11 protein-coding genes and 2 pseudogenes are annotated in these 13,345 nt (G+C 61.4%); 4 read left to right on the forward strand and 9 right to left on the reverse strand.

The features are described from left to right. Position 1: 1 nt before the first annotated feature. Together cyoA and FJ948_RS22490 are read right to left on the reverse strand one after the other, a co-directional pair. Complete coding sequence (gene cyoA / locus FJ948_RS22485) at positions 2-958, reverse strand: ubiquinol oxidase subunit II (protein WP_246677584.1); 957 nt, start codon at positions 956-958, stop codon at positions 2-4. A gap of 242 nt (positions 959-1,200) precedes the next feature. Continuing rightward, on the reverse strand, positions 1,201-2,067 hold the full coding sequence (locus FJ948_RS22490; RefSeq protein WP_140708526.1) for an MBL fold metallo-hydrolase: 867 nt from the start codon (positions 2,065-2,067) through the stop codon (positions 1,201-1,203). Positions 2,068-2,375: 308 nt separating this feature from the next. Here FJ948_RS22490 and FJ948_RS22495 point away from each other — a divergent pair, with 308 nt between their 5' ends. Beyond that, positions 2,376-3,539: a beta-glucosidase gene (locus tag FJ948_RS22495; RefSeq protein ID WP_140708263.1), complete on the forward strand. Its 1,164-nt coding sequence runs from the start codon at positions 2,376-2,378 to the stop codon at positions 3,537-3,539. Here FJ948_RS22495 and FJ948_RS22500 read toward each other — a convergent pair. Then, positions 3,538-3,675, reverse strand: a pseudogene (locus tag FJ948_RS22500) (cytochrome c oxidase subunit II); the annotation flags it as partial. The gene FJ948_RS22495 and the pseudogene FJ948_RS22500 overlap by 2 nt on opposite strands. Between FJ948_RS22500 and FJ948_RS30740 the strand changes: the two are divergent. Further along, positions 3,607-3,798, forward strand: coding sequence for a hypothetical protein (locus tag FJ948_RS30740; RefSeq protein WP_246677589.1), 192 nt, complete (start codon positions 3,607-3,609; stop codon positions 3,796-3,798). The pseudogene FJ948_RS22500 and the gene FJ948_RS30740 sit on opposite strands and share 69 nt — an antisense overlap. On the opposite strand, the pseudogene FJ948_RS22505 reads toward FJ948_RS30740, so the two are convergent. Both FJ948_RS22505 and FJ948_RS22510 read right to left on the reverse strand, forming a co-directional pair. Then, positions 3,732-4,082, reverse strand: a pseudogene (locus FJ948_RS22505) (cytochrome c oxidase assembly protein); the annotation flags it as partial. The gene FJ948_RS30740 and the pseudogene FJ948_RS22505 overlap by 67 nt on opposite strands. Positions 4,083-4,148: 66 nt before the next feature. Next, positions 4,149-5,903: a thiamine pyrophosphate-dependent enzyme gene (locus tag FJ948_RS22510; RefSeq protein ID WP_140708528.1), complete on the reverse strand. Its 1,755-nt coding sequence runs from the start codon at positions 5,901-5,903 to the stop codon at positions 4,149-4,151. 263 nt (positions 5,904-6,166) lie between these two features. On the opposite strand from FJ948_RS22510, the gene FJ948_RS22515 reads away from it, so the two are divergent. Beyond that, positions 6,167-6,661: a hypothetical protein gene (locus FJ948_RS22515; protein WP_140708265.1), complete on the forward strand. Its 495-nt coding sequence runs from the start codon at positions 6,167-6,169 to the stop codon at positions 6,659-6,661. A 68-nt stretch (positions 6,662-6,729) separates the two neighbouring features. On the opposite strand, the gene FJ948_RS22520 is transcribed toward FJ948_RS22515, so the two are convergent. Continuing rightward, positions 6,730-8,841 (reverse strand): catalase, encoded by a 2,112-nt coding sequence (locus FJ948_RS22520; RefSeq protein ID WP_140708267.1) that lies wholly within the window; start codon positions 8,839-8,841, stop codon positions 6,730-6,732. A 306-nt stretch (positions 8,842-9,147) separates the two neighbouring features. Between FJ948_RS22520 and FJ948_RS22525 the strand changes: the two genes are divergently transcribed. Beyond that, positions 9,148-9,711, forward strand: coding sequence for a sigma-70 family RNA polymerase sigma factor (locus tag FJ948_RS22525; protein WP_140708530.1), 564 nt, complete (start codon positions 9,148-9,150; stop codon positions 9,709-9,711). 436 nt (positions 9,712-10,147) lie between these two features. Here FJ948_RS22525 and FJ948_RS31025 read toward each other — a convergent pair whose 3' ends face one another. The 3 genes from FJ948_RS31025 to FJ948_RS30755 are packed head-to-tail and all read right to left on the reverse strand — an operon-like array spanning position 10,148 to position 13,318. Beyond that, on the reverse strand, positions 10,148-11,260 hold the full coding sequence (locus FJ948_RS31025; protein WP_181173773.1) for a class I SAM-dependent methyltransferase: 1,113 nt from the start codon (positions 11,258-11,260) through the stop codon (positions 10,148-10,150). 4 nt (positions 11,261-11,264) lie between these two features. After that, positions 11,265-12,257: a GNAT family N-acetyltransferase gene (locus FJ948_RS22540; protein ID WP_140708271.1), complete on the reverse strand. Its 993-nt coding sequence runs from the start codon at positions 12,255-12,257 to the stop codon at positions 11,265-11,267. After that, positions 12,254-13,318, reverse strand: coding sequence for a glycosyltransferase family 4 protein (locus FJ948_RS30755; protein ID WP_140708273.1), 1,065 nt, complete (start codon positions 13,316-13,318; stop codon positions 12,254-12,256). Before FJ948_RS30755 ends, FJ948_RS22540 begins: the two co-directional genes overlap by 4 nt. Between the last annotated feature and the right edge of the window lie 27 nt (positions 13,319-13,345).

Here is a 13,345-nt window from a genome sequence, read left to right on the forward strand (position 1 = left end):
GTCATTCTCCCCCTTCCGCCTGCTGGTGGTGCGCAATGGTTGGCGCCGGCGCCGAGGGTAACGCACTCGGCCTCGCCTGTGGCTCGCCGCTGCTGGCACTTTCGGCGGGTCCCGGACCCGGCGGCAGCGTCTGCTGAACAACCGCCTCGAACAGCCCAGGCTGAACGTGGCCGAACGAGGCGGGCGGCACGTTTGTGCTTTGCCGGGCGAGCTCGCGGTAGGCGCTGGCGTTGAGCACGCCGCCGCCCCCATGCAGCGACGACGCCCAGCGAGTGAAGGCATCGGCCGAAACCGCGCTCACGCTGAAGTTCATGTCCGAGAAGCCGTCGCCGCTGAAATGCGCCGACTGACCGAAATAGCTGCCCTCGCGGTCGGCCTGCAGATGCAGCTCGGTCTGCATGCCGTTCATGACATAGACCATGCTGCCAAGCTGAGGCACGAAGAACGTGTTCATCACGCTGGCCGAGGTCAGCTTGAAATGCACCGGAACGCCGGCCGGGATGACCAGCTGGTTGACCGCTCCGACACCCTGCTCGGGATAGAGGAACAGCCATTTCCAGTCGAGCGCCACCACCTGGATATCGAGTGGTGGCTGCGCCGAGGCGATCGGTTTGCGCGGGTCGAGGTGATAGGAACCGTAATAGATCAGTCCGCCAAGGAAGAGGATGGTGAGCGTCGGGATCGACCAGACGATCAGCTCGATCCGCCCTGAATAGGTGAATTCCGGGTCGTAGCGGGCATTGCTGTTGGAGGCGCGGAATTTCCAGGCGAAGGCCAGCAGCGCAATCAGCGTCGGGATGACGATCACCAGCATCACCGCCAGCGAATTCAAAAGGATGGTGCGATTGCCCGCGCCAATTGGCCCTTGCGGGTCGAGCACGCCCCCAGCGCAACCGGGCAGGCATGCCGCGGTGGGGATCCAGAGCAGCGAGCGCGCTGGCTTTAGGCTGGATGGCAACAACGGCGGTTCCGCCACGCATCTCGGGGAGGACGCGTCGTAAGGGCACGCGCTCTTCGCGTTTTCCATTTCCAGTCTTCCCTGACGTGGAACTTCGCCGGGTGCCGCCCGCCGTCCAACGACGCCCTAACTGGCGCCTCCAGGGTTTGTTCCCCGACACCTGTCCTAACCGACCAAGCAGCAAAGTTGGCGCGCTTTTGACAGATGTCGGGAGCAGCGGAGTGCCGCGGTTTTGACAGAGCTCAGCTGCTCGCCGTTGCTGGCTCGCGCACGAATTTCATTTTTGGCGGGACGGCGAACTCCGTGAACCGATCAGCCAGACTGTCGAGAGCCTGTTGCATGCCCACGCCAGCCGCCGCCGCCCCGTGCCCACTGATGACCATCTGCGGCTTCAGCGCGGCCAGACGCTTCACGGATCTTTCCGCGGCATCCCAGTCCGGCGTGAAATAGCGTGGCGGACCGTGCATCTCGAGATCCTGAACGGCGACCTCATAGACGGATTCCTGGCCTGTGGTGATGAAAGCATCACCCACGATCAGCGAGCGGTCTTCCTCGCGCCAGAGCGAGATATGCCCCGGGGCGTGTCCTGGCGTGTGCAGCCATTGCCATCCTGGCATTCCGGGGATCGACCCGTTGGCCGGCAAGAGTTCCAGACGGTTGCCAAGATCGATCGGCCCGCGGGGAAAGAGCGGCGAAAGCAGTGCCATCAGTCCACCCCCAACCCAGGGGTCCGGCGGCGGGTAGGATGTGGTCCCGTCCAGATAGGGGCGCTCGAGCGGGTGCGCGAAGACGGGCACGTCCCACGTAGTCGCCAGGTCCAGAACCGTTCCCACATGGTCGAAATGGCCATGCGTCAAGATGATGGCGGCCGGCCGCGCGTCAGTCCCAAACCGCTTTTCCGCGACAGCAAGGATGCTGCTGCGGGACGTCGGCAACCCGGTATCGATCAGCACCCATTTGCGATCGCCGCTGCCTGGTGCGCCGAAGAACACGACATTGACGATTGCCAGCCGCAAATAGGCGAGATCCGGCGCGATGCTCCAAGCGCCGTCGCCACGATCCTCACGCCTGGCATGGTCGATATCGGAAAGTCGAATTTGAACGGTCATATCATCCCGTGCCTCTGTTGTTTGCCGAGCAGCCGGTCGAATTAAGCGACGCCGGTGCTGCATCGCCCCGAACTTGGCTCGAGCCTTCTTGTTCCTGATGTCGCCAATCGCCACCCAGCTCGCGGGGGCCACCACAGGAACAAAGGCTCGGCCAGTCGGTTCTGCACTATCCGGTCAGGCAGGACGCGAGGTCTGCTGGGCTGAGCAATGGGATGCGGCTGCCCGATCGGATTCGGCGTTTCGCCAAGGCAATTCGGGTCGGAACAGGGCAGCCGAGTTCGAAAAGGACCGTCCAAAGGAGACTTCGAATGAACGAAGTGGGAGGCGCGCACGGGCACGAAGTGGCCGCGTCGGTTTCGGGAGACTCGCGCTTCGCCAGTTTTTTCATGGCGGGCTTCGAGTGCTCCTCGCACCGGCGCAAGGACGGCGTCCGCCTCGACCTTATTCGTGCGACCTCGCATAATTTGCATGCCTTGAGCGACTACCGCGGCTGCGCCGAACTCGGCCTTCGCACTATCCGCGACGGGCTGCGCTGGCACCTGATCGAAACCGTTCCCGGAACCTATGACTGGTCAAGTTGGGCGCCCATGGTCGAGGCTGCGCAGACGGCAGGTGTCCAGGTCATCTGGGACATCTTCCATTACGGATCCCCGGACCATGTCGATCAGGGGTCCATCCATTTCATCGATGCCTATGCCTCGTTCGCGGCGGAAGCGGTGAGGGTACACCGCTCGATCACCGGAACATCGCCTTTGTTGTGTCCAATCAACGAGATCTCCTTCTTCGCCTGGGCTGTGGAAGTCGGCTATTTCCCGCGCGTGGGTCCCAACAAGCGAGGATGGTTCAAGCGGCACCTCGTCAAGGCTGCCATCGCCGGTGTTCGTGCAATGCGGCAGGTCGATCCGGCATGCAGATTTGTCTGGGCCGAGCCGCTCATCCATATCGCGCCTCGCGACCGCAGCCCCGGCGAACGGCGCCGGGCCGAAAACGCCCGACTGGGACAGTTCGAGGCTTACGACATGTTGCTGGGCCGCGTCGAACCTGAGTTGGGCGGGAGCGAAGATGTCATCGATGTCGTGGGCCTGAACTTCTACCCGCACAATCAATGGTACCTAAGCGGGCCGACGATTCCGATGGGGCATCACGAGTACCGTGCTCTGTCGGAGATGTTGATCGAGGTCGCTCATCGATACAGCAAGCCGATGTTCATTGCCGAGACCGGCTCGGAGGGATCCGGCGGGCCGGCCTGGTTCCACTATGTCTGCGACGAGGTGCGTGCCGCGATGAGCCTCGAAGCACCGATCGAGGGTATTTGCCTGTATCCCATAACCGCCTACCCCGGGTGGGACAACTCCAGACATGCGGAGGTGGGATTGTTTTCGGTCATTCAGGCGGATGGCACGCGACGCCTGCGCCAGCCGATCGCGGACGAACTTGTCCGCCAGCAAGAGCTGTTCGCGCCGAACCAATAAGCGTGAGGTCGCTTGGCCTGCCTGGAATGAGATCCCGTTTGCCGGCAAGGCTTGGCACCCAGAAGCTATGGATGACATCGAGCGAATCGAGCTCGACCTTGACCGGCTCTCCAACCGGGACATGGATTTCGTTTGCGGCCACGCACCGACCGTCTGGCGCATCCGCGCGGGCAGCGCCCACATCATCGCCGCCGTTGGGCGGGAAGCGACCAGCAGAGGTGCCGCGACGGCCATCAGCAGTTCGTGCTCGAGCATGTGAGCGGCAAACACATGTTCGCCCAACGCATGGATCGGGCTTACAAGCGCAACCGCCAGTGCGGCCCAGCCGGCGAAAAACAGCAGGGCCTGCCGCGATCGCAAAGGACGTCCGCGTGCGCTCCGCCGCCAGAGCCGGCTGGCGCCAGCGATGTACAGGGACACAACGGCCGCGAGCGGAAATGTAATCGGAAACGCCAGCGTCCATCCGGCTTGCGGGGCGCCGTTGCCATAGCAGATAGAGGTCGAGAAGAGTGCGTCGAAGCTCATGGTCCGCCTTTGAGGCATCGCCCTCCAGGGTGCATTTCGCGGCTCTGGAGCACTTCCGGCGAAACTGGGTTCGACCGGATTGCTCTAGGCATCCATCATCGACTTCGCCGGCTCCCGGGCGATATTTTCTTCGATGCGCTCGTGCCCTGGCGTCTGTGGCAAGGCCTGGCGGAAATTCTTTGCATAGTCGGACGGCATCTTGGGCGGCATCAGCGGCTCATAGGCATCGACCAATGCTTCGATCACAACCGGACCTTCGGTTGTAAAGGCCTCGTCGAGAACGGTCTCGATCTGATCGGCCCGCTCGATGCGAAAACCGCTCCCGCCCATCGCTTCCGCCGCTTTGGCAAAATCGATCGGCTGCAGTTCGCAACCGAATTGCGGGTTGCCCAGAAACATCATCTGCTCCCAGGCGATCTGGTTGAGCATGTTGTTCTTGATGACTAGAATCTTCAGCGGGATCTTGTAGCGCACCGCTGTCGAGAATTCGCCGAGCTGCATGGCAAAACCGCCGTCACCGACGATAGCTGCGATCGGTCGACCGGGAAATGCTATGCCGGCGGCGATAGCGTAGGCAAGGCCGCAGGCCATGGATGCCAGCGATCCGGATACGCCAAATGCCTGGCCGCTGCGAAGATCGACATGGCGGGCGGCAAGTTCCGTGTTCTGACCGGAGTCGGTGGCCAGCACGGTGTCGCCGGCCAGTCTTTGTCCGAACGCACGGGCAATCGTTTGCGGTTTCAACGGTTGCGCCTGCGCGTCTTCCGATTGTCTCATCATCTCGCGCCATTTCCTCATGGTTTCCTGGGAGCGCTGCAGGAATTCACCGGATGGCTTCTGCGTCAGACGTTGATTGAGCGCGCGCAATGTCTCGGCAGCGTCGCCGACAAGACCGGCCTCGACCGGAAAGCGCAGGCCGATCCGTTGCGCATCGCAGTCGATCTGGACGCCACGGGCCTGGCCGGGCTTCGGGTAGTATTCGATATAGGGGAAGGTGGAACCGACGATCAGCACCGCGTCGCAGGTTTCCATCGCTTCTTGTGAAGCCAGGGTTCCGAGGATGCCTATCCCACCCGTCGTGTGAGGATGGTCGTCCGGCAGCACCGCCTTGCCCAGTAACGCTTTCGCGACAGGTGCCTGCAGCAGATGCGCGGTATGTTCGAGTTCCGAGGTCGCGCCGATGGCGCCGCGTCCCGCCAGGATCGTCACTCGCGAGGCATTATTCAGAATGGCGGCTGCTTCGTCGAGTTCGGCGTCCAGCGGCATGCTGTGGCCGACGAACATTTGCTGCGGCGTGTGCGCCGGGCGATTGCGCTGGCTGCGCTTGGAGGGATCGCCCTCTTGCTCCTGGACGTCACTTGCAATCGAAAGGTGGGCGACGCCCTTGCGCGCCAGTGCGGTTCGGCAGGCGAGGCTGGCGACGTTTTCCATATGCGCGGCATCGGAGACATGGGCATTGTAGACGGAGACATCGTTGAACACGCGCGTCAGATCGACGTCCTGTTGCGTGAACGTCTCGATGAGATCGTGGAACTGCATGCCAGTGATCGCAAGCACCGGAGCCTGATCGAGCTTGGCATCATAAAGGCCGGTCAGAAGATGCGTTCCGCCGGGACCTGAGGTCGCCAGGCAGACGCCTAGCTTTCCTGTCCATTTGGCGTAGGCGCATGCCATGAAGGCGGCCGACTCTTCGTGCCGGACCTGCACGAAGACAATTTTGTCCTGGCGGGTGCGCAGCGCCTCCATGACGCCGTTTATGCCGTCTCCTGGCAAGCCGAACACCACCTCCACGTTCCAGGCGATGAGTGTATCGACGAGAATTTCTGCTGCATTTGCCATGTCAGGATTGCTCCGGTGGATGACGTCCGAACCGGTCAATCCCGAGTTGGTTCCTTCATCACAAGAAATCGTGACATGTTGGAGGCGTCGTCGGGCCCCTTGCAGGAGAACCGGCTTCTCATGACCAGTCACGCAGATAATGGACTCTCCAGAGGGCGGTAAGCTGGTTCCGGTAGGTCGCTGGACATCAAGTATGTCCAGGCGTGGTGGAACATCGGCGATCAACTGTCGTTGACACGCTCGTGAGAGAAAGGACACCGTCCATGTCAAAATTCCAGGCTGCCACTCCGGATCGTCTGCGACAACTCAGGCTTGAAGCGTCGGCTTACTTCACCCCGATGATGCTGCACGAGGCATTGCTGCGCCTATCCCACGCCTGCGGCGGTGAAAGCCTTGGGCGGTTCGAGAAGGCCATGGTCGACCAGATAGAGGCGACGCAGGACGATCGGTCCGATATCGAAACGATCAAGGAATTCGCGATCGAGCAGCTTTATGCCTTGATCCGGGAAGCCAATGAGTCGCCAAAGAAGAAACAGCCGCTGGAGAAGATAGATACACGCAGGACGCCCGGCCGCTCAGAAGAACCGCAGACCCTCGAGGATCAACTGCAGGCAGGGTTGGAGGATTCTTTTCCGGCAAGCGACCCGCCCGCGGTGGTGTCCACAGCAATTCCAGGCGGAGCAAAGAAGCTGGTCGGGACCGACGAGGTGCTGGGACGGCAGCGAGAACAGGCCGCCAGAGAGGCCCGCCAACCATAGGGCCTGGGCATGGCTGCATACCGGGACTTGCAGCCATGCGCCGGTGTGACAACGCATTGCTCTCCGCATCAAAGCTTGACGGCGGCCTCCCGTGCCCACAGCCGCAGTTTGCGGCACGCTTCTATAAACGTCTTCACGGAACCTGCGGTATCAAGCTCGATCAGCCCCTCATCGGCATCGGGAGCTACGCCCGCCTTGGCCAGGAGAGGTTGGGCTCCCGGTGTGAAGCCGATGAATTTGCAATGCGCAAAGGCATCGGACACGAAGTCTTTCGCGGCTGCCTCGTTGACCAGCATCTCGGCTGCTTCCTCGGAGAGGAGCAGCACCACCGCGTCGAACAACACAGATGGACCGCCGTCGATCATGTGCCTGGCCTCGATGTGAGTGCCGTCAGCCGCCTCGACGCCGCCCACCTTGGGCCCAACCACCTCCAGCACCGCCCCTTCCGCTTCGATCGCGGAACGGAGTTCTTCGAACAGCGCGATGTCGGCTCCATTGCCAAGCAGGACACCGACTTTGCGGCCTTTGAAACTGTCGGGTCCGTTTTCGATGATGCTGAGCGCCGGCGACGGCGGCAGGTCGTCGCGCGTCGGAACGGCTGCCTCCGCGGGTTCGGGCATGTTGCGAATGCCGAGCTTGTCGGCGACGGTGGTCGCCAGGGTTTCGTCGATGTTCAGCAGATGCGACACCATGCGTTCCCGGATCGCTGGTGCCTGGACCTTGCTTAATTCGAACGTCAGCGCCATGGCGATGTGGCGTTGCTCCGGTGGTGTCTGGCTGTTGAAAAATTGCCGGGCCTGGCTGTAGTGATCGGCGAAGCTTTCCGCGCGCAGGCGCACCTTCTGCCCTTCTTCGGCATCGGCGAAGGAACGGAAGCCGCGTTGCGGATCCTCGCGCGGCCCGAGCCCCCACGAATTCGGCTCGTAGTTGGCGCGGCCGACCGGATTGCGCATGGCCATGTGCCCATCCTGTTGAAAATGGGCGAACGGGCACTTCGGCGCGTTTATCGGGAGATGGGTAAAGTTCGGGCTGCCTAGCCGTTTCAATTGGGTGTCGAGGTAGGAGAAGTTGCGGCCCTGCAGAAGCGGATCGTTGGAGAAGTCGATTCCGGGCGGCACATTCTGCGTCATGAAGGCAACCTGCTCGGTCTCTGCGAAGAAATTATCCGGCATGCGGTCGAGCACCAGCCGCCCGACCGGGATTGGTTCGAGTACCTCTTCCGGAATGATCTTTGTCGGGTCCAGAATGTCGAAGTCGAAGCTATCGGCGAAATCTTGATCAAACAGTTGTACCGTCAACTCCCATTCCGGGAAATTGCCGGACTGGATGGCGTCCCACAGATCGCGACGATGAAAGTCGGGATCGGCGCCATTGATCTTGACCGCTTCGTTCCAGACCACCGATTGCATGCCGAGCTTTGGCTTCCAGATGAATTTGACGAAGGTGGATTCGTCCTTCGCGTTGACGAGGCGGAACGTGTGCACACCAAAGCCCTGCATGAAGCGGAAGGAGCGCGGGATCGCGCGATCCGACATGATCCACATCACCATGTGCATCGATTCCGGCATCAGGCTGATGAAGTCCCAGAAATTGTCGTGCGCGGTCTGGGCTTGAGGGAAAGCCCGGTCCGGCTCCTGTTTGGCGGCATGGATGAGATCGGGAAACTTGATTGCGTCCTGGATGAAGAAGACCGGAATGTTGTTGCCGACCAGATCCCAATTGCCTTCCTTCGTGTAGAGCTTGACCGCAAAACCGCGCACGTCGCGGGCGAGATCGAATGAGCCCTTGTTGCCAGCAACCGTCGAAAACCGCACGAAAGCCGGTGTCTTTTCGCCGGCTCTCTGGAAAATATCGGCACGTGTGTATTGGGCCAGTGACTCGTAGGTCTCGAAGTAACCATGCGCCCCGTAGCCGCGGGCATGGACGACCCTTTCCGGGATTCTTTCGTGGTCGAAGTGGAAAATCTTCTCGCGAAAATGAGAGTCCTCGATTAGCGACGGTCCGCGTTCGCCGATCCGCAGTGTATTTTGATCATCGGAGACGGGTGTTCCGAGCGCGGTGGTCAGAGTGGGCGTCTCACCTCCGGCGATCTGGTGTAATTCCCCGCCGTTTCCGCGCGCGCTGTCCGGTTCCAGTCCACTTGCCGATTGGCGAGCGGAGCGACGGGCGGATTTGGCCATGACAGATCCTCGATTGATGCCGGAAGGTTGAAGTGCTCTGGGCGTGAAACTGCCGGTGCGCGGCTTTGTTCCCATAAAAGAACGGGAGCGGCACGCATGCATGGTCGAAGGAACCGTCGCCGTTGCAGCGGTGGTACCGGCCGATTGGTGAGATATTCCGCCTGCACCAATTCTGAAGACCGCCTTCACGAATTCTGAAGAGTTGTCTCAAGCACGAGGAACGAACCAAAGTTCCATGCATTTAGCTGGGGCTGCGTTCGTACATTCTTTCTAGGAGCTGGACCATTGTCATCCGGAGGCTACATTCTGGCTGATAAGGAAACCAATGAAGTTTCCATCGTTGAGCTCATCCCCGCGCTGCGGGCTTTCGCGCGTACCTTCTGCCGCGTTCCCGACGATGCCGACGACCTCGTGCAGGAGACGTTGACCAAGGGGCTGGCAAACATCGACAAGTTCGAACCCGGCACACGCATGAAGTCGTGGCTCTTCACCATCATGCGCAACACTTACTACACCCGGATCAAGATTGCTGCCCGGGAAGCGCCGGGCCTGCTCGACTGTGCGTCTTCCAGGCCGATTTCGGAAGCCACCCAGGAATGGAGCGTTCAGAGCAAGGAAGTCCACGGCGCCATTCAAAAGCTACCCGAACACCAACGCGAGGTTCTGATGCTGATCGGCGTTCTGGGAGTGAGCTATGAGGAAACGGCCGAGATATGCGGCTGCGCAGTAGGGACGGTCAAAAGTCGGCTGAACCGTGCCCGCGCCAATATTCTCGAGTTGCTTGGGGAGAGTTCGCTCCAGACATTGATTGAAAGACGAAATCATCTGTCGGATGGTCAACTCGATATCGAGGGTGACAGCCGCGGATAATCAATTCTTCACGTCACGCCGACGCCTCTCGACAAGCGCGTTTTGCAATTCTATCGCCAGCTTGGTCAGCCGGTCCGGAATCTTTTCCTGCTCTATAGCAGACAGGAGAGACGTAATCTCCTGATCCATCGCCAAGCCCACATGCGGGTCCACGGGATCGTCGCTCGAACGAGACATCATATTCCCTTGATATAAAACGGTCCCTTGGCGCTAGTGTGGTGACAAATGCTCGACATTACAAGGCGATGTCCACCGCCTGCAGGGTTGCCGGCGACCCTTGCACATATTTATTTCTCTGGCCTCGCATCGCGGCGGGCCAGGAATGCGGCGTCACGGCGCTCCATCCTTCGGCAATTGGTTCGCGACGTGATCCTGATATTGGTCGGACTTGATTCGATTGCCGTCCAGTCCGCGCTCATCGCTATGCTGCTTCATGTCACGATCGGACAGAACCGCGTTTTCCTCGATCTTGTCCGTTGGTTATTGCGCCGGCACCGGTACCCTTGCCTTGGCTGCCGAGGCCGAAATGTTTTTTGCGGCCGGATGCCATGATGTCCTCCTTCGGATCGGTGGCACTTTCAAGTGCCTCTGGTTCGACGCCCGAACTGGCGGCGCGCGGTAATGTTCCGTCGCCACGAGCAAGCAGGAAGGCGTCGCCATCCCATGACCGAAACGGCTTCTCGCCATTGATGACAACCCGCAATTGGTGAGCTTCCGCCAGACGGCTGACATCGGCGCGGTCCAAAAAAAGCGATCCGCGATAGGAATAGTTCAGCAGGGCCAGCCAGCCCCGCCGTTTCAGAACGCGTGCGATCTCATCGAAATGCCGCTCGGCCATGCCGGCCAGAACCAGATAAGGAAAGCTGTCAACCGCCAGCACGCAATCGAAACTGCTATCGTCGAATTCGGTCAAATCGAGACCGGAGGTTTGCCGCAAGTCTACGTTGCCCAGCGCGGCACACCGCTCCGAGGCTATGGAGATCATCCGCGAGGATATGTCGATGCCAACCATCCGGTTGAAGGATTTGGAAAGCGCAAGCTCGAAACGGCCGATGCCGCAGCCGATGTCCAGGATATTCCGCTCGGTTCCGGTGAAGTCCTGCTCTTTGAGCCATGCAGCGACTTCCTCCGTCGTGGTTGACAGCCTATCCTCATCGCCGAGGGATGCGAGTTGGACACTTGCTATCTCCGAAATCGCTGCTGCCGTGTCGAAACTCGAAGCCAGCCGCATGACGACGGCGGCATCCGTCTCTTCGTCGTCGCGTGCGTGCCGAACGGCGGCGCCTGTCGCTCGCAACGTAGCAAAGACGCCTGGTTTGCGGCGAAGCAGCCCGGCTACCTCTTGCAGCCTTTCTGCGTCTCGCGAATCCAAGGGAACCATATCCCGCGCGATCTCCGCCAGTTCCGCCGCGTCCACCGCCGTCGGCAGATGAAGCGCCAGCCGGGCGACGACGGCTTCCGCGCAAACACCATCCGCCATGCAGTCTTCGACGGTCGACCTGATTGCTGTGTGGCGCTGTGCGGATTTTTTCGACCTGGTTGCAGTCATGGTATCAACTCCGCGTCCAGACCCGGCGCATCGTCCACCTGTCGACGGCACCCCAGGTATATTTGTAGGCCTCCTGACCGCGCAGGAAATCGAACTCGCGCGCACCTTCGCGGATCGACTCCGCGATCGCGTGGCCGATCAGGATCGCGCCCGGACTCTCATCGGCATAGGCAGGTTCGAAGCCCCCGAGATAGGCATAGGCACGACCGCGATGGTGGAAGCCGTAATAGGCGCCGACGGTCCTGCCATCGATCGCGAACAGCCAGCATCGAACCAGTCCGTGAGCGTCGAGCAAGGGAAGTGAGCGCCTGTGGAAGTGCTCGACCGCGACGTCGGCCAACACGCCGCCTCCATGTCCGGCCCAGCGCGCTTCATGCAGGCGGATCAGTTGATCGAGGAACGTTTGAGGATTGCCGCCTGCCGACGACAACGCGATCCGGCCGCGTCTAGATGCGGCTTGGAACGCCCGTCGCAATTGGCGCCTGCGCCGGGAGGGGACACAGCCCGCAAGGGTTTCGTCGCCGGCGATGGCGAGCACAGGGCAAGGGCCATGAGTGGTCGGCAGCCCCGCCTTCAGATCGGGATGCGCAATCGCAAGACCGGCACCGCCTTCAGGCAAATCCGGCAGGATCCATTGCGACCAGCCGATCGAGAGGATCTTTTCCACAATGACGGCGAGGACCCGAGCCTCGATGCCGGGGGCGCACAGGATGTCCAGATAGTCGCTGAGCGAAATGCCGACCGGGAGCAGTTTCGAGCCGGTGTTCCCGTGCTCGAGATAGAGCGGCGCCAGCCCTATCAGGTCGCCTCCGCGCCAGACCGCGACCGTCGCCAGGTCGCCGGGCGCGAATGTGCGCCACCATGGCACCAGCCAGGCCGGAGATTGAAACGGCGTCGCTGAGGTGCTCTGCCCCCACAGTTTCCACCAATGCGGCGCCAGCGCATCGAATTGCGCCGGGTCATCGATGATCTCGCTGCGCAACACAAGCTCGCTCACGGTGTGGCGGCGAGGTGCCCGGCATCGGTGCCAAGTCGTGCCAGCGCTTGATAAGCGTTCATGTAAGACGAGATCATTCGTTCCAGCGAAAACCGCCGCCGCGCCTCGGCCCGGCATGTCTCGGCGTCCAGGCTGGACGCCGCAACGATGGCCTGCGCCATCTCGTCGATCGTATCGACGAGAAACCCGGTCTTGCCGTGCTCGATGACATCGGGAAGCGCACCATTCGGAAAGGCGACCACCGGTGTGCCGCAGGCCAGCGCCTCCATGGCGACAAGTGAGCTGGTCTCGGCGGCAAGGCTTGGAATGATCAGACAGCGCGCAGCGTTGAGAAAGCGCCGCTTGGCAGTGAAACCGAGCGGACCAAGGAAGCGACGGCGGCCATCGAGGCGAGGTTGGACCTCGTCACGAAAGTACTGCATGTGTATTTCATAGGAATAAACCTTGCCGCCGATAACCAGCGGCACACCTGCTTGCTTGGCCGCGTCCAGCGCCAGGTGAATGCCCTTTTCCGGGCAGATCCGGCTGAGAACCAGCGCAAAGTCGCGCTTCGGCTGCAACAGGTTCAGCGCGTCTATATCGACGCCATTCGGAATTGGCGCGGCCAGTCTGGCGTCTGATGGCGCGGTTTGCTGCTGGGCGGCCGAAACCGCATGAAGCCACAGGTCGTCGCGCGTCGGGCGCAGTGCCTCCGCCCGATACCAGTCCAGTGGCAGGTGAAGGGTCACCAAGGTCGGGCCATCGCTTGGCAGATAGGCATCGAAATCGATGCCGTGCAGATGAACGACATCGATCGGCCAACTGGCGCGGGCGGCAGCGATCGCGGCGCGATGAGCCTGCTGCGCGCGGCTCTTGGCGGCCTCGTCGAGCACGCCGTTTTCAGAAGGTGTCTCCACAAGGGTGCCGCTCGCGCTGGAGCCCCGGCAGCCGACGACGATGGACCGATGACCCGCGCCGACCAGTGCCCGATCAAGCATCGACAGCACCTGTTCGGCACCCCCGACCGCATCCGGTCCGACGGGCGCAAGGGGATAGGCGACATTGAGGACGGTGAGCGTCATGGCCAGCCGAACCCCAAGGGCAGTGGA

Origin of the sequence: Mesorhizobium sp. B2-3-12 (genome assembly GCF_006442205.1) — a bacterium.
Taxonomy (GTDB): domain Bacteria; phylum Pseudomonadota; class Alphaproteobacteria; order Rhizobiales; family Rhizobiaceae; genus Mesorhizobium.